This window comes from Kitasatospora aureofaciens (assembly GCF_019192735.1).
GTDB lineage: Bacteria > Actinomycetota > Actinomycetes > Streptomycetales > Streptomycetaceae > Kitasatospora > Kitasatospora aureofaciens_A.
The window spans coordinates 170,789-190,266 of record NZ_JAHTKP010000006.1 but is presented as its reverse complement, the minus strand read 5'-3'; the positions used below and the strand labels follow the sequence as shown (position 1 = coordinate 190,266).

The 19,478-nt window shown below is 72.8% G+C and carries 22 protein-coding genes; 12 read left to right on the top strand and 10 right to left on the bottom strand.

The window, feature by feature from the left end:
* Positions 1 to 287: 287 nt before the first annotated feature.
* The 8 genes from KV557_RS09345 to KV557_RS09310 all read left to right on the top strand — a co-directional run bounded on the left by KV557_RS09345 (position 288) and on the right by KV557_RS09310 (position 7,045).
* Positions 288 to 1,253 (top strand): urea transporter, encoded by a 966-nt coding sequence (locus KV557_RS09345; protein ID WP_218199304.1) that lies wholly within the window; start codon positions 288 to 290, stop codon positions 1,251 to 1,253.
* A gap of 81 nt (positions 1,254 to 1,334) precedes the next feature.
* The gene (locus KV557_RS09340) at positions 1,335 to 1,640 is read left to right on the top strand and encodes an urease subunit gamma (protein WP_218199303.1); all 306 of its coding nucleotides are present in this window, start codon (positions 1,335 to 1,337) and stop codon (positions 1,638 to 1,640) included.
* 3 nt (positions 1,641 to 1,643) lie between these two features.
* Positions 1,644 to 2,486, top strand: coding sequence for a sirohydrochlorin chelatase (locus KV557_RS09335; protein ID WP_256177147.1), 843 nt, complete (start codon positions 1,644 to 1,646; stop codon positions 2,484 to 2,486).
* A 37-nt stretch (positions 2,487 to 2,523) separates the two neighbouring features.
* Positions 2,524 to 2,922, top strand: a complete 399-nt coding sequence (locus KV557_RS09330; RefSeq protein ID WP_218199302.1) for an urease subunit beta — start codon at positions 2,524 to 2,526, stop codon at positions 2,920 to 2,922.
* On the top strand, positions 2,922 to 4,646 hold the full coding sequence (gene ureC, locus KV557_RS09325; protein WP_218199301.1) for an urease subunit alpha: 1,725 nt from the start codon (positions 2,922 to 2,924) through the stop codon (positions 4,644 to 4,646). Before KV557_RS09330 ends, ureC begins: the two co-directional genes overlap by 1 nt.
* Positions 4,643 to 5,392, top strand: coding sequence for an urease accessory protein UreF (locus KV557_RS09320; RefSeq protein WP_374106607.1), 750 nt, complete (start codon positions 4,643 to 4,645; stop codon positions 5,390 to 5,392). The genes ureC and KV557_RS09320 overlap by 4 nt, the downstream gene beginning before the upstream one ends.
* Before the next feature lie 82 nt (positions 5,393 to 5,474).
* The gene (gene ureG / locus KV557_RS09315; protein WP_218199300.1) at positions 5,475 to 6,095 is read left to right on the top strand and encodes an urease accessory protein UreG; all 621 of its coding nucleotides are present in this window, start codon (positions 5,475 to 5,477) and stop codon (positions 6,093 to 6,095) included.
* Complete coding sequence (locus KV557_RS09310) at positions 6,092 to 7,045, top strand: urease accessory protein UreD (protein WP_218199299.1); 954 nt, start codon at positions 6,092 to 6,094, stop codon at positions 7,043 to 7,045. Before ureG ends, KV557_RS09310 begins: the two co-directional genes overlap by 4 nt.
* A gap of 227 nt (positions 7,046 to 7,272) precedes the next feature.
* Here KV557_RS09310 and KV557_RS09305 read toward each other — a convergent pair whose 3' ends face one another.
* Complete coding sequence (locus tag KV557_RS09305) at positions 7,273 to 7,704, bottom strand: protein-tyrosine phosphatase family protein (protein WP_218199298.1); 432 nt, start codon at positions 7,702 to 7,704, stop codon at positions 7,273 to 7,275.
* Between the two features lie 216 nt (positions 7,705 to 7,920).
* Positions 7,921 to 9,366: a helix-turn-helix transcriptional regulator gene (locus KV557_RS44020; protein WP_305148976.1), complete on the bottom strand. Its 1,446-nt coding sequence runs from the start codon at positions 9,364 to 9,366 to the stop codon at positions 7,921 to 7,923.
* A 169-nt stretch (positions 9,367 to 9,535) separates the two neighbouring features.
* Here KV557_RS44020 and KV557_RS09295 point away from each other — a divergent pair, with 169 nt between their 5' ends.
* Both KV557_RS09295 and KV557_RS09290 read left to right on the top strand, forming a co-directional pair.
* Entirely contained in the window at positions 9,536 to 10,465 is a 930-nt protein-coding gene (locus KV557_RS09295) for an NADP-dependent oxidoreductase (RefSeq protein ID WP_218199297.1), read from the top strand.
* Positions 10,466 to 10,714: 249 nt separating this feature from the next.
* Positions 10,715 to 11,503, top strand: a complete 789-nt coding sequence (locus KV557_RS09290; RefSeq protein ID WP_218199296.1) for an SDR family NAD(P)-dependent oxidoreductase — start codon at positions 10,715 to 10,717, stop codon at positions 11,501 to 11,503.
* A gap of 225 nt (positions 11,504 to 11,728) precedes the next feature.
* Here the strand turns inward: KV557_RS09290 and KV557_RS09285 are convergent, their stop codons facing one another.
* The 4 genes from KV557_RS09285 to KV557_RS44430 all read right to left on the bottom strand — a co-directional run bounded on the left by KV557_RS09285 (position 11,729) and on the right by KV557_RS44430 (position 15,561).
* Positions 11,729 to 12,907 carry a PP2C family protein-serine/threonine phosphatase gene (locus KV557_RS09285; protein ID WP_218199295.1) on the bottom strand — a complete coding sequence of 393 codons (1,179 nt, stop codon included), beginning with the start codon at positions 12,905 to 12,907 and terminating at the stop codon, positions 11,729 to 11,731.
* A gap of 118 nt (positions 12,908 to 13,025) precedes the next feature.
* Positions 13,026 to 13,448, bottom strand: coding sequence for a MarR family winged helix-turn-helix transcriptional regulator (locus KV557_RS09280; protein ID WP_308129819.1), 423 nt, complete (start codon positions 13,446 to 13,448; stop codon positions 13,026 to 13,028).
* A 45-nt stretch (positions 13,449 to 13,493) separates the two neighbouring features.
* Complete coding sequence (locus tag KV557_RS09275) at positions 13,494 to 14,726, bottom strand: M48 family metalloprotease (protein ID WP_218199293.1); 1,233 nt, start codon at positions 14,724 to 14,726, stop codon at positions 13,494 to 13,496.
* Positions 14,727 to 14,823: 97 nt separating this feature from the next.
* Positions 14,824 to 15,561 carry a universal stress protein gene (locus tag KV557_RS44430; RefSeq protein ID WP_218199292.1) on the bottom strand — a complete coding sequence of 246 codons (738 nt, stop codon included), beginning with the start codon at positions 15,559 to 15,561 and terminating at the stop codon, positions 14,824 to 14,826.
* 171 nt (positions 15,562 to 15,732) lie between these two features.
* Between KV557_RS44430 and KV557_RS09265 the strand changes: the two genes are divergently transcribed.
* The gene (locus KV557_RS09265) at positions 15,733 to 16,881 is read left to right on the top strand and encodes a CapA family protein (RefSeq protein WP_218199291.1); all 1,149 of its coding nucleotides are present in this window, start codon (positions 15,733 to 15,735) and stop codon (positions 16,879 to 16,881) included.
* A gap of 15 nt (positions 16,882 to 16,896) precedes the next feature.
* Here KV557_RS09265 and KV557_RS09260 read toward each other — a convergent pair whose 3' ends face one another.
* Positions 16,897 to 17,304 (bottom strand): hypothetical protein, encoded by a 408-nt coding sequence (locus tag KV557_RS09260; RefSeq protein WP_218199290.1) that lies wholly within the window; start codon positions 17,302 to 17,304, stop codon positions 16,897 to 16,899.
* Positions 17,305 to 17,456: 152 nt separating this feature from the next.
* Here KV557_RS09260 and KV557_RS09255 point away from each other — a divergent pair, with 152 nt between their 5' ends.
* The gene (locus KV557_RS09255; RefSeq protein WP_218199289.1) at positions 17,457 to 18,008 is read left to right on the top strand and encodes a Uma2 family endonuclease; all 552 of its coding nucleotides are present in this window, start codon (positions 17,457 to 17,459) and stop codon (positions 18,006 to 18,008) included.
* Between the two features lie 136 nt (positions 18,009 to 18,144).
* Here KV557_RS09255 and KV557_RS42395 read toward each other — a convergent pair whose 3' ends face one another.
* The 3 genes from KV557_RS42395 to KV557_RS09245 form a co-directional block, all read right to left on the bottom strand.
* Positions 18,145 to 18,267 carry a hypothetical protein gene (locus KV557_RS42395; protein ID WP_256177146.1) on the bottom strand — a complete coding sequence of 41 codons (123 nt, stop codon included), beginning with the start codon at positions 18,265 to 18,267 and terminating at the stop codon, positions 18,145 to 18,147.
* 131 nt (positions 18,268 to 18,398) lie between these two features.
* Entirely contained in the window at positions 18,399 to 19,004 is a 606-nt protein-coding gene (locus KV557_RS09250) for a hypothetical protein (RefSeq protein WP_218199288.1), read from the bottom strand.
* A gap of 117 nt (positions 19,005 to 19,121) precedes the next feature.
* A complete protein-coding gene (locus tag KV557_RS09245; RefSeq protein WP_218199287.1) occupies positions 19,122 to 19,403 on the bottom strand; it encodes a hypothetical protein in 282 nt (93 codons plus the stop codon).
* Positions 19,404 to 19,478 lie beyond the last annotated feature (75 nt).

Genomic DNA, 19,478 nt, shown 5'->3' with positions numbered 1-19,478 from the left:
TTGATTGACATGGCCATCGTCCGACCTTCAACGGTCGCCAGTAAAACTTCTTAAAGAATGGCCTTCTTCAGGGCCGTCGCTGACCTGCAGAATCAACAGATTGTTGCAGCTCAGGGGCGTGGTGATCACCCTTTGTCATTCGCACGTAACGTGAAGTATGCGAGCATGTCGGCAATCCGCAGGAGTACGGTTCCGAAGGAATCGCGAGGGTGCCCGTCAACAGGTCGGGCAGCCTCGCGGAGTATTCGCCATGCCGTGAACAGCCGTAGCGGGAATTGGTGCGCAGTATGGGTCAGCAAAAGGATGGACAAGGGACCTCCGAGGGCCCCCGCCCGATATCCGTCAGGTTAGCCATGGAAGTGCTGCGTGGTGTGGCACAGGTAGATTTCATGCCGTCCGCCGTGTGCGGGATGTTCTTCGTGGCCGCATTGTTCGCGGGCGGCCGGCAGTACGGCGTCTACGGTCTGCTCGGCAGCGCCGTCGGCACCGGTGTCGCGTACGGACTGCGGCTGGCGCGCGACGCCGTCGCCGCCGGGCTGCACGGGTACAACGGGTGTCTGGTGGCGCTGAGTTGCGTCGTCTTCCTCAGGTCCGGTCACCCCGCCACGGTGGCGGTCCTCGGCGCCGCCGTCTCCGTGGTGGTCGCCGCGGGCCTCGGCGCGGTGCTCGACACCTGGAAACTCCCGCCGCTGACCGCGCCGTTCTGCCTGGTCGCCACCGCCACGACCGTCGCCGCACCCGGCTTCCGGCGGCTCTGGCGCGACGCCGGCACCCCGGCCGCCCTGCCCGGGCCGGCCACCGGTCCGACCGGGCTGACCTGGGAGCAGCTGTGGCACGGGTTCTTCGCCAACGTCGGCCAGATCTTCTTCCTGCCCCAGTGGTACGCCGGCCTGCTGTTCCTGGCCGGCATCTTCGTGGCCAGCCGCCTCGCGGGCCTACTGGCCGGCGCGGGCAGCGCCACCGGGCTGGCCACGGCCTGGGCGCTCGGCGCGCCCGCCGAGGCCGTCGGCCAGGGGCTGCTCGGCTACAGCGGCGTGCTGGTCGCGATGGCGTTGTGCGGGGTGTTCGTCGCCCCCGGCGGCTGGAGCGCGGCCTACGCCGTGCTCGGCGCGGCCGGCGCCACCGTGCTGACCCCGGCGCTCGCCGCCGTCGCCGTGCCGTTCGGCGGCCACGCCTTCACCTGGCCGTTCGTCCTGACGACCATGCTGTTCCTGGTGGCGGTGCCGGCCATTCCCCGGCTGCGCCGCATTTGACGAGGCGTCGGATTCCCAGTGTGTCCGTCCAGCGCGTTCGACGCGTTCGACGCATTCCTTCGGAAAGGAAGAGTGATTCCCGTGAATCTCGCCCCGCGTGAGATGGACAAGCTGTACATCTACGTCGTGGCCGATCTGGCCCGCAAGCGCCGCGACCGCGGCGTGAAACTGAATTACAGCGAGGCCTGCGCGCTGATCAGCGAGGCCATCATGGAGGGCGCCCGGGACGGACGCACCGTCGCCGAGTGCATGGAGATCGGCAAGAAGGTCGTCAGCGGCGACGACGTCATGCCCGGCGTCCGCGAGATGCTGCCGCTGCTCCAGGTCGAGGCCGCGTTCCTCGACGGGACGAAGCTCGTCTCCTGCCACGACCCGGTGGGTGCCTGAGCCATGACGGAACGCCAGGCCGTGCCGGCCGGCCCCCGGGGATCGGTCGGCCCCCGGGTACCGGCCGCCACCGTGGTGCTGGCCGGCGGGCACGAGAGCGACGGCGGCCGGGACCTGGCCGGTCTGGTGGAGCGCGAGCCCGCCGTCCACGCCGCGGCCGCCGCCGGCCGTCCGCTCGGCGAGGCCGTCCGCTCGGCGCTTGCCGCCACCGACGGACCGGTGTGCGTGGTGCCGATGACGCTCGGCCGCGACCCGAAGCTGGTGGCCGACGCTGCCCGGGCGCTGCGCTGGCTGGCCGCCGGGGACGGCCGGGACCGGCTCGCCCTGACCGCGCCGTTCGGCGCCACGGAGCACCTCGTCGGCTGGCTGCGGGCGGCGTCCTCCGCCGCCACCCACCCCGACGGCGCCGTGCTGGTTACCGCCCCGGCGGCCGGACCGTTCGAGGACGCGGACCTGTTCCGGATCGCCCGCCTGGTCCGCCAGTACGGGCGCCACCGCTGGGTGGAGGTGGCCCTCGCGGGCGGCGACCCCGACCTCGCCGAGGGCGCCGAACGCTGCCGGCTGCTCGGCGCCCGTGAGGTGACGGCCGTCCCGGCGTCGTTCGGACCGGCCCTGCGCACCGACGTGCCTGGCGTGCGCGACGGTGGGCCGCTGCTGCGCCCGTCCGCGATCGCCGGGGTGGTCGCGGCCCGCACCGCGGCGGCCCTGCACCTGCTCGGCCACGGGGAGGACGGCATCCGGGCCGGCCTCGACGCCGAGCACGGGCACGGCTACGCCCACAGCCACGGGCCCGGCGGGGACCACACGCACTCGCACACCCACGGGCACCTTCACGCACATCACTGAACCGACAGAGACCCGACAGAGAGAGGAAGGGCCAGCCATGTCTGGTGGCGCCACGTACCTGTACGGCGACGACCCGGTGGAGATCAACGCCGGCCGCGCCCAGGTCACCATCACGGTCAGCAACACGGGCGACCGGGCGATCCAGGTCGGTTCGCACTACCACTTCTTCGAGGCCAACCGCGCCCTCGACTTCGACCGCAACGCCGCCTTCGGCAAGCACCTGGACATCCCGGCGGGCACCGCCGTCCGCTTCGAGCCAGGCGACACCAAGGACGTCACGCTCGCCGAGTTCGGCGGCCACGGCCGCCTGGTCGGCTTCAGCAACCTCGTCGACGGCGGCATCAAGTCGCCCCACACCCGCTCCCGCGCGATCGACCGGGCGATCGCGCTCGGCTTCAAGGGCACCAACCTCGACCACAAGGAAGGCAACCGCTGATGGCCATGCTGTCCCGCAAGCAGTACACCGATCTCTTCGGGCCCACCGTCGGCGACCGCTTCCACCTCGCCGACACCAACCTCGTCGTCGAGATCGAGAAGGACTTCAATCAGGGCCACTACGGCGACGAGGCCGTCTACGGCGGCGGCAAGGGCATCCGCGACGGCATGGCCCAGGACCCGGCCGCGACCTCCGTCCAGGGCGCGCTGGACCTGGTGATCACCAACGTCGTGGTGATGGACCCGGTCCTCGGCGTGGTCAAGGGCGACATCGGCGTGAAGGACGGCTTCATCACCGCCGTCGGCAAGGCCGGCAACCCGCACACCCAGAGCGGCGTGCACCCCAGGCTGGTGATCGGTCCCGGCACCGACGTGATCTCCGGCGAGCACCTGATCGCGACCGCCGGCGGCGTCGACACCCACATCCACTTCATCGCCCCGCAGCAGGTGCAGGAGGCGCTGAGCAACGGCATCACCACCCTCATCGGCGGCGGCACCGGCCCGTCCGACGGCACCAACGGCACCACCTGTACGCCCGGGCCGTGGAACATCGGGCGGATGTACCAGGCGGTCGAGGACCTCCCCGTCAACGTCGGCCTCCTCGGCAAGGGCAACGGCTCGCTGCCAGGTGCCCTGCGCGAGCAGGTCGAGGCCGGCGCCTGCGGCCTCAAGGTGCACGAGGACTGGGGCAGCACCCCGGCCGCGATCGACAGCGCGCTGCGCGTCGCCGACGAGTACGACGTCCAGGTGGCGATCCACACGGACACGCTCAACGAGTCCGGCTTCTTCGAGGACACCCTCTCGGCGATCGACGGCCGCACCATCCACACCTTCCACACCGAGGGCGCGGGCGGCGGCCACGCCCCCGACATCATGCGGATCGCCGGCGAGGCCAACGTCCTGCCGTCCTCCACCAACCCCACGCTGCCCTACACCGTCAACTCGGTGGACGAGCTGCTGGACATGGTGATGGTCTGCCACCACCTCAGCCACGACATCCCCGAGGACGTGTCCTTCGCCGACTCCCGGGTGCGCGCCGAGACCATCGCCGCCGAGACCGTCCTGCACGACGAGGGGGTCATCTCGATCTTCTCCTCGGACTCGCAGGCGATGGGTCGGATCGGGGAGTCCTTCACCCGCGCCTTCCAGACCGCCCACCACTGCAAGGACCAGCGCGGCAAGCTCGCCGGCGACACCGGACGCAACGACAACTTCCGCGTCCTGCGCTACCTCGCCAAGCTCACCATCAACCCGGCCATCGCCTCCGGCACTTCGGAGTACATCGGCTCGCTGGAGAGCGGCAAGCTCGCCGACATCGTGCTCTGGCCGATCCACTCCTTCGGCGCCAAGCCCAAGATGGTCATCAAGGGCGGCATCATCAACTGGGCGCTGATGGGGGACCCGAACGCCTCGCTGCCCACCCCGCAGCCGGTCTACTACCGGCCGATGTACGGCGCGTACGGGCGGGCGAAGCAGGCCACCCGGGTCTCCTTCATGTCCCAGGCCGCCGTCGACCTCGGCGTGCCGGCCCAACTCGGCCTGGACAGCCGCGTCCTGCCCGTGCGGCACTGCCGCTCGGTCGGCAAGCAGCACATGGTCCGCAACGACGCGCTGCCGAAGATCGCGGTCGACCCGGAGACCTACAAGGTCACCCTGGACGGCGACCCGGCCACCATCGAGCCCGCCCGCCAACTCCCGCTCAACCACCTGTTCTACCTCGCGTGAGCAGCTCCGTGGACACCACCGAGGACGTCCGCACCGCCGCGTCCGCCGCGCCGGCCGGGGGAGGCCTCGACGCTCTGCTGGTCTGCCTCCAGCTGACCGACTCGGCCTTCCCCAGCGGCTTCTACACCCTCTCGCACGGCCTGGAGGGCTACGCCCAGGCCAAGGCGGTCACCCCGGACACCATGCCCGAGCTGCTCGCCGACCTGCTGCGCCACTCCGTCGGCCCGTCCGACGCGACCGCGCTGGCCCTGGCCCACCGCGCCGCCCGCGACGGTGACTGGGAGCGGCTGGCTGAGATCGACCAGCGGCTGCACGCCACCAAGCTGAACCGCGAGCTGCGCCTGGCCGCCACCCGGACCGGGCGCCAACTCCTCGACATCGCACGGGAGTCGGTGGGCGGGGAGCCGTTGGAGCAGTACGCCGTACTGGTCGCCGACAAGCGGGCCCCCGGCTGCCAGGCGGTGGCGGCCGGGGTCGCGTACGCCTCGGCCGGAGTGCCGGCCGAACAGGCCGTCACCAGCGACCTGTTCGCGTTCTGCACCAGCTTCGTCGGCGCCGCCCTGCGGTTGCGGCTGACCGATCACCGCCGGGCGCAGGTGGTGCTGCGGGCGCTGGCGCCGGTGATCGAGGAGACCGTCCGGGCCGCTCTCGTCCGGGAGTTGGAGGATCTGGGCGGCTGCGTGCCGGTCGCGGACGCGATGTCCGGACGCCACGAGCGGGCCGAGGCCCGGCTGTTCGCCAGCTGAACCGTCCGGGGGTGCGCTCGGCCGCACCCTCGGACGTCGGAAACGCGTGACACTGCACCAACTTGCACCAGAGGAGACAGCAATGACGGAGAGCGTGCTCCGCGTGGGTATCGGCGGGCCCGTGGGGTCCGGCAAGACGGCGCTGATCGAGGCCCTCGTACCGGTCCTGATCGAGCGCGGCCACCACCCGGCGGTCATCACCAACGACATCTACACCCAGGAGGACGCGCAGCACGTGCGCCGCACCCTGGCCGGCGTGCTCGACCCCGAGCGGGTCGTCGGCGTCGAGACCGGCGCCTGCCCGCACACCGCCGTCCGGGACGACCCGACGATGAACCTTGCGGCCGGCGCCGAGATGCTGGAGCGCTTCCCCGACGTCGACACCCTGCTGTTCGAGTCCGGCGGCGACAACCTCACCCTGACCTTCAGCCCGGTCCTGGTCGACCTCTTCCTCTTCGTCCTGGACACCGCCGAGGGGGAGAAGATGCCCCGCAAGCGCGGCCCGGGCATCACCGAGTCCGACCTGCTGGTCATCAACAAGATCGACATCGCCCAGTACGTGCGCGCGGACCTCGGCATCATGGAGTCCGATGCCCGCCGCGTCCGCGAGGGCGGCCCGGTCGTGCTCACCAACTGCCTTACCGGGCACGGGCTGGACGAGATCGCGAACTTCCTGGAGACCTTCCGCAAGGTCCCGGCATGACCGTCGACCCGTTGCTTCTCGATCCGCCCCGGCTGGACCCCCGGCACTACGAACCGGCCCGCGTCCCGTACGAGGTCCGCCGGTACGCCGGGACGCCCGACACCCTGGCGGTCGGGCGCCCCGGCAAGGTCGGCCTGCTGGAGCTGGCCTTCGAGAAGATCGGCGAGCGCACCGAACTCACCGGCCACTACCAGAAGTCGCCGCTGCAGATCATGCGCCCGCTCTACTTCGACCCGGCCCGCCCCGACCTCGCGGTCACCTTCCTGATGTCCACCGGCGGCGGCGTCCTCCAGGCCGACCGGCTCAGGACCGACCTGCGCTGCGGGGCCGACACCGCGACCCACCTCACTACCCAGGCAGCCACCAAGGTCTACCGGATGGAGTTCGACTACGCGACGCAGCTGGTCAACCTGGACGCCGGCCCCCGCGCCTACGTCGAGTACCTGCCCGAGCCGGTCATCCCCTTCGTCGACTCGCGCCTCTACCAGCGCACCGTCCTCACCGTCGACCCCACCGCCACCGTGCTGGCCGGCGAGACCGTCCTCGCCGGCCGCCTCGCCCGGGGCGAGCGCAACGCCTACCAGGTGTTCGCCTCCGACCTCGAAGTGCGGCGCCCGGACGGCCGGTTGGTCGCCCTCGACACCGTCCGGCTGGAGCCCGGCGGCGCGGGCGTCACCGGCCCGGCGGTGCTGGCCGGCCACGACGTCATGGCCAGCCTCTACGCCATCACCCCGCTGGCCCCCGCGACGCTGGTCGCCGACACCCTGCACGAGGCCCTTTCTGCGTTTGGCCTCCTCCACGGGGTGAGCGTCCTGCCGGACGACAGCGGCGCCTGGCTCCGCCTCCTCGGCTCCGACACCCGGGCCTGCGCCGCCGCCCTACGGGCCGCGTGGGATGCGGTCCGCCGGCTCCTGATCGGCGCCCCGGCGCCCGACCTGCGCAAAACCTGACCGGCGGGGACCGGCGCCGCTGGCGGTACCAGTCCCCGCCCTCGCGCAGGCTCCGCTCCACCTACTGGCGAAGCCGCCCGGCGACCATGAAGCGGCTGTCGGTCTCGTGGTCCCAGACGAAGACATCGTGGTCCCGCTCCGGCGTACGGACGAAGGCGAACGCCCGTGAGGCCCGACGGCCCGCAGCCCCAGCTCGGCGGTGGCGCGCACGTCCCCGACCGTGGGGGCTAGCGCCGCCGTTCGACGTACCGCCGCTGCCAGGGCGTCTCGACGGCGTGCGGGCTGTAGTGAGCCCGGACGTAGGCGACGGCCTCGGTGGGCGGGACGCCGTCCAGGATGGCGATCCGGGCGAGGGCGGTGCCGGTGCGGCCGCGGCCGCCGGTGCAGGCGACCTCGACGCGTTCGGTGGCGGAGCGTTCCCAGGCCTCGCGGAAGGCGGCCTCGGCGTCGGCGCGGTCGGCGGGGAGGCGGAAGTCGGGCCAGCGCACCCACCGGCTCTCCCACGGGACGGGGGCGGGGCGGCGGCCGAGCAGGTAGAGCGCGTAGGTGGGGAGGGGGCCGGGTGGCAGGGGGCGGCTCAGGCCGCGGCCGCGGAGGAGGCGGCCGGAGGGCAGGCGCAGGATGCCGGGGGCGGTCGGGTCCCAGGTTGTCTCGGTCACGTCACCTCTCCGGCGAATTTCGCTTGTCTTGGGGCGAGGCCGGCGATTCTAATCGTCAGCAGGGTCTGTGCGGCCCCTTGCCCAGGGAGATGTCCATGATTGAGTCCTTCCCTTGTCCTGACGCCGCTTTCACCGACAACAACGACACCGGCTGGAGCGCGGCACCGGGTACTGCCTGCTGAGCACTGCCTGCTCATCCAAATCGCCGGGCGTCCGTCATGACGCCACGTACAGCCCCGGCGCCGCCGGCATCCCGGCCCGGTGGGCGAGGGCCGCGGCCTCGCCTCGGGAGGCGACGCCCAGCTTCGCCAGGATGTTCGCGACGTGAAACTTCACCGTCGACTCGCTGATGTGCAGGGCCTGGGCGATCTCGCGGTTGCGGCGGCCGTGGGCGAGCTGGTCCAGGACCTCGCGTTCGCGCGGCTGGAGGCCGTCCAACGGGTCGGTGGCGAGGGCCGGTTCGGGGGCGACGAGCGGCAGGTCGACCGTCACCGTGCTGCCCCAGCCGGGCACGGCCTCCACGGTGGCCCGGCCGCCGAGGGCGGCGATCCGGTCGGCGGTGCGGTGGACGGCGAGCGCGTCGGCGGCGAGCAGGCCGGGGCCGTCGTCCCGGACCACCGCCCGCAGCGTGTCGCCGGTGAAGGCCCAGCTGACGTGCAGTCTGGTCAGGCCCTCCTGGTCGAGCATGGTGAGGACGGTCGCGCGGACGGCGTCCCGGGCGGTGTGCGCGGTGTCGGCGGGGACGGACCGCGCGGTCTCCGCCGGGGGTGCCAGGTCGAGCCGGACCCGGCCGTGCCGCAGCAGCGGGCGCAGGTCGTCGGCGAGCCGGGCGAACGCGGTGTCGGCCGGTTCCTCGCTCAGCGCCCGGTCGAGTTCGGCGCCCGCCCGCAGGTTCAGGAGCGCGGTGACGGCGAGTTCGGTGGCGCTGCGGCGCGCGGTGGCGTCGTCCAGGGCCGGTGAGCGCAGCGGCGCGAGGATCGCGGAGAGCGCCGCGCTGTGCATGCCGGTGAACTCGGCGATCGCGCGGGCCCGGGCGTTCGCCGAGGCGCGGGAGGCCGCCGCGTGCTTGGGGGCGGCGTCGGTGGCGCGGTGGTGCGAGTGGGTGGTGAGCAGCTCCCAAAACTGCTGGAGGACAGCGAGCGCGCCGTCGGCCACCGGTGCGGCGGTCTCCCGGACGAGCACCAGCACCGCCGTGTTGCTGTTCTCCGGCTTCGCCGCGACGACCACCACGGGCCGCTTCCGGCCCGCGAGTTCGGCCTCGCCCTGCCACGGCCGGCCGTCGGCCGTCCCACCGGCGGTGGTCTCGGCGGCGGTGGTCTCGGCCAGCCGGGCGAGCTCCAGGCTGCTGACCTCCCCGGGGACGTCCCCGGCCGGCCCCGGCAGGCCGAAGGCGAGCGCGGGGGAGTACGTGCAGACGCCGCTGAGCTGGGCGATCGCCACGTGCGGGACGAGCGTGGCGAGCGCCTCGGAGAGGCGGGGCAGGATGTTCGGCCGGGGGGCGCGCAGCACCTCGACGGCCCGGGCGAGCGCGTCCTCGGGGCGCCCCCAGGCGCTCTGCCAGTCCATCTCCGTGCGCCGGGTCTCCGTGCGCCGAGTGTCCCTGCGCTGGGTGTCCGTGTGCTGAGTGTCCCTGCGCTGGGTGTCCGTGCGCCGATCGTCCATGCCGACCAGCCTAGCCCCGCCGGGTGCCGGCCGGCCTGGCCGTTCGGACAGGTGGAACCGTTCGAAAGACGGGCCGATCCCAGACCGGCCGTGCCCGAGGCTGGAGACGTACCGCCGATGACCTCATCGACCTCATCGGCTGAACTCCTAGCAAAGGCAAGGGAATTCCATGACCAAGGCGATCGCCTTCCCCGAGTTCGGCGGCGCGGACGTGCTGCGCCCGATCGACGTCGAGCTGCCCGCGCCGGGCCCCGGCCAGGTGCTGGTCGAGGTCCGCGCGGCGGGCGTCAACCCGCTCGACCACAAGCTCCGCGCCGGCGTGCTGACCGCGGTGTTCCCCGTCACCCTCCCGTTCGTGCCCGGCTTCGAACTGGCCGGCGTGGTGCGGGCGGTCGGCCCGGACGTGACCGCGTGGGCGCCCGGCGACGAGGTGTTCGGCGCCGTGATGGGCGGCGCGCACGCCGAACACGTGCTGGTGCCCGCCGGCCTGCTGGCACGCAAGCCGGCCACGCTGAGCTGGGAGGAGGCCGCGGCGATCCCGGTGGCGGCCGAGACCGCCGAACGGGCGCTGGACGTCCTGGGCGTGCAGGCCGGCGAGACACTGCTGGTGCACGGCGCGGCGGGCGGGGTCGGCACCCTGGTGCTGCAGTTCGCCCGGGCGCGCGGCATCACCGTGATCGGCACCGCGAGCGAGGGCAACCACGCGTACCTGCGCGAGCTGGGCGCGATCCCGGTCACGTACGGCGACGGGCTGGCCGAACGGGTGCGGGCCGCCGCACCGCGCGGCGTGGACCGGGCGCTGGACGTGGCCGGCCTGGGCGGGGTGCTGCCGCTGTCGGTCGAGCTGACCGGCAGTGCGGACCGGGTGCTGACGATCGCGGACTTCGCGGGCGCCGAGGAGCACGGGATCCGCCTCTCCGCCGGTGCCGAGGGCGGCGAGATGTACCACGGGCGCGCGTTCGCGGCGGCGCTCGCGCTGCACGCGGCGGGCGAGCTGCGGCTGCCGCTGCACCGGGTGTTCCCGCTGGCGGAGGCGGCCGAGGCACACCGGCTGAGCGAGCACGGGCACGTGCGCGGGAAGATCGTGCTCACCGTGTGAGTTCCCTGCTCACCCGTCTGCTCGCCCGTTCGGCGTCATTCGACGCGCGGAAGTCCCGTGATCACGCCCTGCGGCCGTCCGGACGACATGCGGGCACCCGATCGGTTGGCCGTGGTTGGCCAGGGTTGACCGGGTGCGGGCGGCCGACCGGGCCGTCCGGCCGAGCTCTGGCTGCTCCTCGGCGCCCAGCGGTGATCAACTGTGCGTCATGCCAGGCGTTCTGATGTGTCGTCGGTAGAGTCGAGCGTCATGGTGACTGTGAACGCAACAGATGCTGGGGACGGACGGCTCGCGGGCAAGTCCTGCGTCGTGACAGGCGCGGCGAGCGGCATCGGCCGGGCCGTCGCCGAACGCTTCGCCCGCGAGGGTGCGGTGGTGGTCGCGACCGACGTCGACGCCGACGGGCTGCGCCGACTGGCCGACCAACTGCCCCACGACATCGGCACGGTGGTCGGCGACGTCGCCCGCGACGAGGACGCCCGCCGGATGGTCGACGCCGCCGTCGAACGGCACGGCCGGATCGACGTCCTGGTCGCCAACGCCGGCGTGATCCCGCTCATGGAGATCACCGAGGCCACCGCCGAGGACTGGGACCATGTCATGGGCATCGACGGCCGCGGCATGTTCCTCACCTGCAAGTACGCGGTGCAGGCGATGACCGCCCAGGACCGGCCCGGCGGCTCGATCGTCTGCCTCTCCTCCATCTCCGGCGAGGCCGGCCAGCGCGGCCAGGCGGTCTACGGGCCCGCCAAGTTCGTCGCCTCCGGCCTCACCAAGCACCTGGCCGTCGAATGGGCCGACCGCGGCATCCGGGTCAACGCGGTCGCCCCCGGCACCATCAGCACCGAGCGGGTCAGCCGCCTGCGCGACGAACCCGGCGGCCCCGAGTACCTCGCCGCGATCGAGAAACTGCACCCCATGGGGCGGCTCGGCTCCCCTGCGGAGGTCGCGGCGGCGGTGCTGTTCCTGGCCTCCGACGAGGCGTCCTTCATCACCGGGGCCGTTCTCCCGGTGGACGGCGGGTATCTGGCGCAGTAGCGGGTCGGCAGTGTCCGCGCGGACGGCTCGCAGCTGCTGTTCGACGCCATGGAAACGCGCGGCAACGCGGCGCTCTGCCGGGCGCCTGCCTCGACGCCGCCCGCCGGCAGGACTCGGCGCAGGGCGGAAAGGGCGGCTGGGTCACCCAGGTGCCGTCGATGACGACCACCTGCTTCGTCGTCCCGCAGCTGCCGTACAGGCCGTAGCTGTCTTGACCACCTGGCTCTAGTCCGGGAGCCGTTCGACGACGACCATGGCCGCGTCGTCGTCCAGGCGCCCGCCGACGTGGGCCAGGAGGTCGCGGCGGAGGCGGTGGAGGAGGACGGACGGGCGGTCGGACTGCCAGGCGGCGACGCGTTCGGTGAGCGGGTAGAAGCGCTTGCGGGCGTCGCGGGCCTCGATCACGCCGTCGGTGTAGATCAGCAGCCGGTCGCCGGGCTCGAACGGGAACGTCTCCACCTCGTACGAGGTCGGGGCCAGTTCGCCGAGGCCGAGCGGGGGTGCCGCGTGGCGGGCGATGAGCGGGCTGAGGCCGTCGGCGTGCAGCAGCAGCGGGGGCGGGTGGCCGCAGTCGATCAGGCGGACCACCGGGTCGTCGTCGGGGATGTCGAGCAGGACGGCCGTGATGAAGGACTCGGCGCGGTCGTCCGGGTCGGCGTCCTCGTCCCCCGGCCCGTCCCCGCGGAGGCGTCGGCGGCGGGCCTGGTCGACGAGCTGGGCGAGGTCCCAGCAGACGCTGCCGTCCAGGTAGGCGGCGAGCCCGGGCAGGTCGGCGTGCAGGTGGGCGGCGGCGCGGAAGGCACCGAGCAGCAGGGCGGCGTCGCCGAGCGAGGCCAGGCCCTTGCCGCGGACGTCGCCGACCAGCAGTCGGGTGCCGGTGGCGGTGCGGGCCGCCGCGTACAGGTCCCCGCCGACCTGCGCCTCGGCCTCGGCGGCCAGGTAGACGGAGGCGAGGTGCAGCGACCCGATCCGGTCCGGGAGGGGGCGCAGCAGCACCTGCTGGGCGGCCTCGGACACCGAGCGGACCCGGGCCAGCTCGCGTTCGTGCCGGTCGCGCAGCACCCGCACGCCGACGATCAGGATCGACGCGGCGAGCTGGGCGACGAGCTGGGTCTCGTGGTTGGCGGTGGTGAGGCCGTCCCGGGCCAGGCCGATGACGGTGAGCCCGGCGAGTGCCAGCAGGGCGACGCCGGCGGTCGCCCGGGCTCCGGCGTAGGAGGCGGTGAGGGCGGGGGCGATGATCAGCAGCGGGCCGAGGTGGATCTCCGGCGGGGAGAGGACGTCGACGACGGTGATCAGCACGATCAGCGCGAGCGAGAGCGCCGTCAGGACGCGGCGGTCGGGCCGCCACGAGCGGCGGCGGGCGCGGGGGCGCGGGTCACGGTCTCGCTGCCGTAGTGGCACCTCTCCTCTGTACACCGTGGGGGTGGTGGGGCGCACCCCCGGGGGCCTTGTTTCCGGGGCCTTGTTTGTGGGGCGCCGTGTGTCGGGGCGCCTCGCGTGTGGTGGAGGGGGGTGCGGCTCAGCCCTCGGCGCCGTAGCGGGCGAGGTAGTCGGCGAAGCGGGCGACGTCCTCGTCGGACCAGTCGGTGAAGCGGGCGGTGAAGGCCGTCCGGCGCTGCTCGTTGGCGTCCCGCAGGAGGGTGAGCCCGGCGTCGGTGGCGCGCAGGATCTGGCCGCGCTGGTCGTCCGGGTCGGCCTCGCGGCGCAGCAGGCCGAGCTTCTCCAGGGCGGTGACCTGGCGGCTGACGGTGGACTTGTCGAGCATGAAGTGCGCGGCCACGTCGGCGGCCCGGCAGCCGCCTCGCTCGGTGATCAGGTCGAGGATGCTGTAGGTGACCAGGGAGAGGTCGGGGTGCAGCTGGGAGGCCTTGTGCCGGGCGCGGCGGGCGAAGGCGGTCAGCTCGCGCTGGATGGTGTCGATCGACGACTGGCGGCCGGGCACGGCGGTCCTACCTCCTCGGGAATTTTGTTGCATTATACAACGGGTTCAGGCGGGATCGTTCGTGGGGCCGTCCGCAGCTCGGCCCGCTGCCTGTTCCGCCGCCTGTTCCGCCACCTGCCAGGCGCGGGCGGCGGCGATCCGGCGGGTCGCACTCGGGTGAGTGGCGAACAGTAGCTCAAGCACCCGGGGCGGGTCGACATCGGACACGTTGACCAGTGCCAGTCTGCGCTGCATCGCGATGAACTGCCCGGCGTCCGCCGTGACTTCGAGGGCGTGCCGGTCCGCCCTGGCCTCGATCCGGCGGCTCACCGCGCACTGCGCCGGCCCCGACAGCGTGCCCAGCAGCGCCGCGCACGCCGCCAGCAGCGGCAGCGCGCGCGGGTCGGCCGCGTCCGCCGCCCCGGCTGCCGCCAGAAGGGGGTGCCAGGTGCTCAGCAGGCCCAGCACGCCCACCGCCACGGCCGCGCCCACCGCGCCCAGCAGGGTGCCGGTCAGCACGTCCCGGTGCTTCACGTGCCCCAGCTCGTGCGCGACCACCAGCTCCACCTCGCGCGGCTCGGCCGTCGACAGCAGCGTGTCGTACGCGACGATCCGGCGGGTCGGGCCCAGCCCGGACACGTACGCGTTGAGCGCGGTGGTCCGCCGGGAGGCGTCCGCCACCAGGACGTCCCGCACCCGTACGGCGTCCCGCTCGGCCAGCGCCAGCAGGGAGTTGCGCAGCGGGCCGTCGGACATCGGGGTGAAGCGGTTGAAGACCGGCTCGATCAGCAGCGGGTGGAGGAACGACAGCGCCGCCGTGAGCAGCGCCGCCGCGCCCGCCGCCGGCAGCCACCAGCGGTCCGGCGACCACGCGGTGAGCGCGAACAGGCCGAGGGCGAGCGGCAGGACGAGGACGAGGGCCAGCGCCAGGCCGCGCAGCACGTCCAGCGCCCAGTCGGCCCAGCCCTGCGTCACCAGGCCGTACCGGGCCCGGACCACCCGCACCCCGGCGCCGAACGGCAGCTGCGCCGCCTGGCCGAGGACGACGAGCGCCGCCGCTCCCGCCAGCACCTCGGCGGTGCGGGAGCCGCCGAACCAGCCGCCGGTGCCGGTCACCAGGCCGGCCCCGGCCGGGGTGAGGCCGAGTACGAGGGTGAGCGCGAGGCCCGTCAGGCGTCCGCCCAGTGCCCACGGGAGCTGGGCGCGGCGCAGGGCCCGGCCGCGGGCGCGTTCGGCGGGGGTGAAGTCGTCGGGGGTGTCGGGGGTGACGTCGTCGGTGTGGCCGGTGATGGTGTCCATGGCTGAGGTGCGGCTCCCGGGGAGTCTCCAGGGCAGGGGTGTCGCCGTTCAGCATGGCGTACCGCGCCTCAGCGCGGGTACCGCGTCGGCGTCGCACTCACTCCTCGGTGGGGCCGGTCGCGCTGTGGACGCCCGCGCGCAGCAGCTGGTGCCCGAGGTCGACCAGTGCCCGGCCGACCGCGAACTCGTCGCCGACGGCCGCCGCCGGGGTGTCGCGCGGGTTGCGGCGGGCGAGCGCGTCGCTGTGCAGGACGTCGCCGTCCGCGTCCAGCACGGCGTGCACCCGGGTGGTGTCGCCGTCCTCGACCACGTGCAGGCTGAGCTGCCAGTCCTTTGTGCGGACGGTGTCCTCGGAGGTGTCCGCCGGGCGTGGCGGCGCCGAGGCCGTCCCGTCCGCGCGGACGATCACCACCGGGCAGACCCCGTGCACCGCGCAGCGGGTGCTCACCGAGCCCAGCAGCGTCCGGGCGAAGGTGCCGCGCCCGCGGCTGCCCAGGACCAGCAGGTCCGCGTCCTCCGCCGCCTCCAGCAGCACCTCGGCGGCGTGCCCGAGCACCAGGCTCTCCCGGACCTCCACCGGCCGTTCCCGGCCGACCACCTCGTCCACCTCGGCGGTGAGGGTGCGGCGGGCGGTCTGCTCGAAGCCGTCGTCCACCATCGGCGCGAACCAGCCGTAGAGGGAGGGGTACTCCCAGGCCGCCACCGCGTGCACCGTCGCCCCGGTGAGCACCGCCTGCCCGACCGCCCAGCGCAGGGCCGCCTTCGAGGGTGGTGAGCCGTCGATCCCGACCACGATCCGGCGCGGGCGGCCGGTGGCCGGCTGGTTGCTGCCCATGACGTACCACCTTCCGGGTGCTTCGGCGCTCGTGAGCGCCCTCTTACAAGTCTGCTTCCGCTTCCGCCAGGAATTCGATCTTGTCCGAACCGTGCCTGTACTGATCCGGAAATCGGGCGGGAGAGTGACGTAGTCTGACCGCTCTTGCATCGACTCCGGGGGGAATCACTCATGCGCCGCGTCGCCGCTGCCGTCGCACTGCTGCTCGGGCTGACGGGCGTCGCCGCCTGCGGGCCTGACGGGCCTGCCCCCGGGGCCGCGGCCACCAACGCCGCGCCGGCGTCGTCGCCCGCTGCGCCCGCGACGGCGACGGCGCCCGCCGCCCCCACTGGTAGTCCCACCCCCAAGCCGACCGCGCCCCGGCCCGACGGCAGCATCACGGTGGCGTTCGCCGGGGACGTCCACTTCGAGGGCCGCACCGAGGCCCGCCTCGCCGTCCAGCCGCCCGAGCAGGCGCTCGGCCCGATCTCCCGGACCCTCGCCGAGGCCGACCTCTCCGTGCTCAACCTCGAAACCGCGATCACCGGCCGCGGCGCCCCCGAGCCCAAGCTGTACACCTTCCGCACCACGCCCAAGGCCCTCGGCGCGCTCAAGGACTCCGGCGTCGACGTCGTCTCCATGGCCAACAACCACGCCGTCGACTTCGGCGCCGACGGCCTCACCGACACCCTCGCCGCCAAGGACTCCGCCCCGATCCCGGTGCTCGGCGTCGGCCGCACCGCCAAGGACGCGTACGCCCCCTACGTCACCACCGTGCGGGGCGTGAAGGTCGCCGTGGTCGCGGCGAGCCAGATCGAGGACCTCACCAACCAAAAGTGGCGCGCCGGCGCCGACAAGCCGGGCATCGCCTCGGCGCTCGATGTCCCGGCGCTGCTCGCGGCCGTCGACGCGGCGAAGCGGCAGGCGCCCGTCGTGCTCGTCTACCTGCACTGGGGGGAGGAGGGGAAGGCCTGCCCGACCGCCGCCCAGACCACCATCGCGAAGAAGCTCGCGGCCGCCGGAGCGACCGCGGTGGTCGGTACGCACGCGCACACGATGGTCGGTTCCGGCATGCTCGGCAGCACGTACGTCGGGTACGGCTTCGGCAACTTCCTCTGGTACGGCACCTCCAACTACCCGTTCTCGAACGAGACCGGCGTCACGACGCTGACGCTGACCCGCGAGGGCAAGGTGACGGGGGAGGCGTTCACCCCGGCGACCGTCGACGACCGGGGCGTCCCGATGCCGGTCACGGGCGCCGCGGCGGAGGCCGCGCTCAAGCGGCGGGACGGGCTGCGCGGGTGCGCGGGGCTCGCGCCGGCGCCCGGGGGCGGGCGCTGAGCCCTTCAAGGTGGGTCAGGCGTTCGTTCCGGCGGCGCGGCCTCTGCGCGGGACTTGACGCCGTGCCCGGCGTCGCGCGTCGAGCTCGTCGACGTCCCGAGTGGTCAGCGCCTCGGACACCGGCAGCCCCGTCCCGTGTGACGCCGCCAGGCGCTCGCGCACCTCGCGCGGCGTACGGGGGCGCCAGCCCGGGCCGTCGCAGCAGCCGGAGTGGAACGTCACGCCCGCGCGGAGCAGCGCGGTGAGCGCCCGCCAGCCGGCGTCGTCCCGCTTCGGTGGCACCGCGAGGTCCTGGCCGGCGTCGACCAACTCCCCGCCGCACCGCGAGCACAGGTCGCGCCCCGGCGCCCCGCGCCGCTTCACCGACACTCGGCAGGGCACGCAGACGTAATGCCGCCGGGAGGTCCGGGATCGCGTACACATGCCTGCCACGGTAGGCGGTTGGGCGGGGCGGCGGCATGCGGTTTTCGCCTTCGGCTGCCGACGCCGCCCCGGTGCGACCCGTGACCTGCGAAGTACGGGCCTGAATTCCGCGCCGACTGCCGTACGGTGGCTGAAGCACTGGAGGAGACCTCATGAATCCTGAGCACTTCCGCCTTCTCGAAGAGGCCCGGCGCAGCCTCCCGGATGGCTACAAAGTCGAGTTGTCCGGCGACATCATCGTCATGCAGGCGTCGCCGTCCTCGATCCACCAACTGAACCTTGCGCTCGTCCAGCGCCAGTTCGAGGCGCACTGTCCTCCCGGGTACTTCCCGACCGGGAACAGTGATCTCTCCTCGCCCGAGGTCGGTTCCGTCCGGAACCCCGACCTCACCTACGTGCCCGAGAACGTCATCGACCTGGCCGATCACGGCATCCCCGCCGAGTTGGCCCTGATCGCGGTGGAGATTGTCTCGCCGTCCAATCCTGAGAACGACTGGACCGGGAAGGTCCGCGACTACCCGCGCATGGGCTTCCCCCTCTACCTGATCGTGGATCCGCGGCAGAAGACGGTGACGCTGTTCTCGGAGCCGAACCGCGACCGGTACCACACGAAGACAGAGCGGGAATTCGGCGAGACGATCCGTATCCCCGATCCGTTCGGCTTCGAGCTGGATCTGTCGAGGCTCGTCCCCTACAAGGACTGACCACGAACACTTCGGCGGCCGCCGGCCGGGTGCTTCACTGGCTCGGGCAGAGGATGAGCGCAGGCAGCGCGTGGCGGGCGGGCCAATCGCCGAGTTCGGCGGGAGCCGCGCGGAAGCACGAGCCCCGTTCGGCGGCTCACGAGTCGAACCACGCCGTCAGCCGGACGTTCTGGGCGCCGTGCAGCCCGGCCAGGGTCCGCATCACTGTCCACACGGGCGCCCACGGCCCGTCCGGCGGCACGGCGTCGCGCCGGGTCATGCGTTCCACCCGGAACAGCCGGTCGCCGACCTGCCATTCGTCGCCCTCGGCGCCGCGGCCGGAACCCAGGGGTCCGAGCGGCGCTCGAAGCGGGCCCCGCCGGCGCGGCCAGGCCGACCGGTGGTCTCCAGCTACTGCTGGGTCTCCTCGGTCATCCCCAGTTCCTCGGCCGTTGCCTCCGGACGCTTGGATGTCGGTTCGGGGAAGGGCAGGTCCAGCCGGACTATATAGCGGTTGGCCGTCCCGTCCGTCCAGGCGAGGTAGTTCTTCGCGTTATCCATCACGTTGACGTAGAGCTTGCGCTGCGGCTCGTCCCTGAGCGAGACGGTGCCGTCGTCGTTGTAGAGGACCGGATTGCGCCAGCCGCCCGGGAGCCCCCAACCCGCGCGGCTTTGGTCGCTCAAGCCGAGATAGCGGTCGCCCGGCCGGGTGTCCTTGCGTAGATAGAGGTCGTCGCCCGTGAAGCTCCAGCGGACGCCGTGGGCGTCCTTCTCCTCCGGAATGATCCAGGTGTAGTTTCGGCCGAAGGGATCGCCATAGGGCGTACAGCCGAGCCAGCCCAGAAACTTGCCGCTCTCCAGGTCGTAGCACTTGACGTGCTCGAAGGGGAATATGCTGCCGCCGCCCGACAGTTCGCTGAGGGTGCCCACAGCCGTCCAGTCGCTGGTCCAAATGCGGTAGGTGTAGTCGAAGAGCTTGCCGCGCCGCCACACCGCCGAGTTGAACATATGGAACATCACCGAGGGGTTCTCAGTGGCCCAGGGCTCCGCGTTGTCCTGCGCGGTAGGCCCGCACCGCGTAGTCGGCGAAGTGGTCCCAGTTCTCCTGTGCCAGAAGCAGATAGCGAGACTGCGCTATGCCCTCCGGAAGGCCGCCTCCGGATCGCCGGCGGTGCTGATCGGTGCCCCCACCACGCCGTAGAAGTCACCACCCAGAGCGATGCCCTGGCCATAGGTCATGGTGTCCCAGGGCGCGCTCGGACTGACCCGCAGGCCCAGTTTCTGGGCTGACACCCTGCCCGCACCGAGGTTCAGGGTGATCTGGTTGCCGATCCAGACGTGCTCCGCACTCTCCATCGTGGCCTCCAACGGGTCGGCCCGGCCGCGTTCGGTGACCGCGCGTGTCCACGCGGTCACCGCTGGCTGACTCTTTATCGACAAGTGCTTGCGATTCCAGGTTGCCGAAGGCCAAGCCGGCTCGCACCTTGAAAG

Excerpts from the sequence above, each read along its gene's own strand:
- KV557_RS09345 (WP_218199304.1), top strand. The coding sequence starts at position 288 with ATGGGTCAGCAAAAGGATGGACAAGGGACCTCCGAGGGCCCCCGCCCG.
- KV557_RS09335 (WP_256177147.1), top strand. The coding sequence starts at position 1,644 with ATGACGGAACGCCAGGCCGTGCCGGCCGGCCCCCGGGGATCGGTCGGC.
- KV557_RS09330 (WP_218199302.1), top strand. The coding sequence starts at position 2,524 with ATGTCTGGTGGCGCCACGTACCTGTACGGCGACGACCCGGTGGAGATC.
- ureC (WP_218199301.1), top strand. The coding sequence starts at position 2,922 with ATGGCCATGCTGTCCCGCAAGCAGTACACCGATCTCTTCGGGCCCACC.
- ureG (WP_218199300.1), top strand. The coding sequence starts at position 5,475 with ATGACGGAGAGCGTGCTCCGCGTGGGTATCGGCGGGCCCGTGGGGTCC.
- KV557_RS09310 (WP_218199299.1), top strand. The coding sequence starts at position 6,092 with ATGACCGTCGACCCGTTGCTTCTCGATCCGCCCCGGCTGGACCCCCGG.
- KV557_RS44020 (WP_305148976.1), bottom strand. The coding sequence starts at position 9,366 with ATGGACGATCGGCGCACGGACACCCAGCGCAGGGACACTCAGCACACG.
- KV557_RS09295 (WP_218199297.1), top strand. The coding sequence starts at position 9,536 with ATGACCAAGGCGATCGCCTTCCCCGAGTTCGGCGGCGCGGACGTGCTG.
- KV557_RS09290 (WP_218199296.1), top strand. The coding sequence starts at position 10,715 with ATGGTGACTGTGAACGCAACAGATGCTGGGGACGGACGGCTCGCGGGC.
- KV557_RS09275 (WP_218199293.1), bottom strand. The coding sequence starts at position 14,726 with ATGGACACCATCACCGGCCACACCGACGACGTCACCCCCGACACCCCC.
- KV557_RS44430 (WP_218199292.1), bottom strand. The coding sequence starts at position 15,561 with ATGGGCAGCAACCAGCCGGCCACCGGCCGCCCGCGCCGGATCGTGGTC.
- KV557_RS09265 (WP_218199291.1), top strand. The coding sequence starts at position 15,733 with ATGCGCCGCGTCGCCGCTGCCGTCGCACTGCTGCTCGGGCTGACGGGC.
- KV557_RS09260 (WP_218199290.1), bottom strand. The coding sequence starts at position 17,304 with ATGTGTACGCGATCCCGGACCTCCCGGCGGCATTACGTCTGCGTGCCC.
- KV557_RS09255 (WP_218199289.1), top strand. The coding sequence starts at position 17,457 with ATGAATCCTGAGCACTTCCGCCTTCTCGAAGAGGCCCGGCGCAGCCTC.
- KV557_RS42395 (WP_256177146.1), bottom strand. The coding sequence starts at position 18,267 with ATGACCCGGCGCGACGCCGTGCCGCCGGACGGGCCGTGGGCGCCCGTG.
- KV557_RS09250 (WP_218199288.1), bottom strand. The coding sequence starts at position 19,004 with ATGTTCCATATGTTCAACTCGGCGGTGTGGCGGCGCGGCAAGCTCTTC.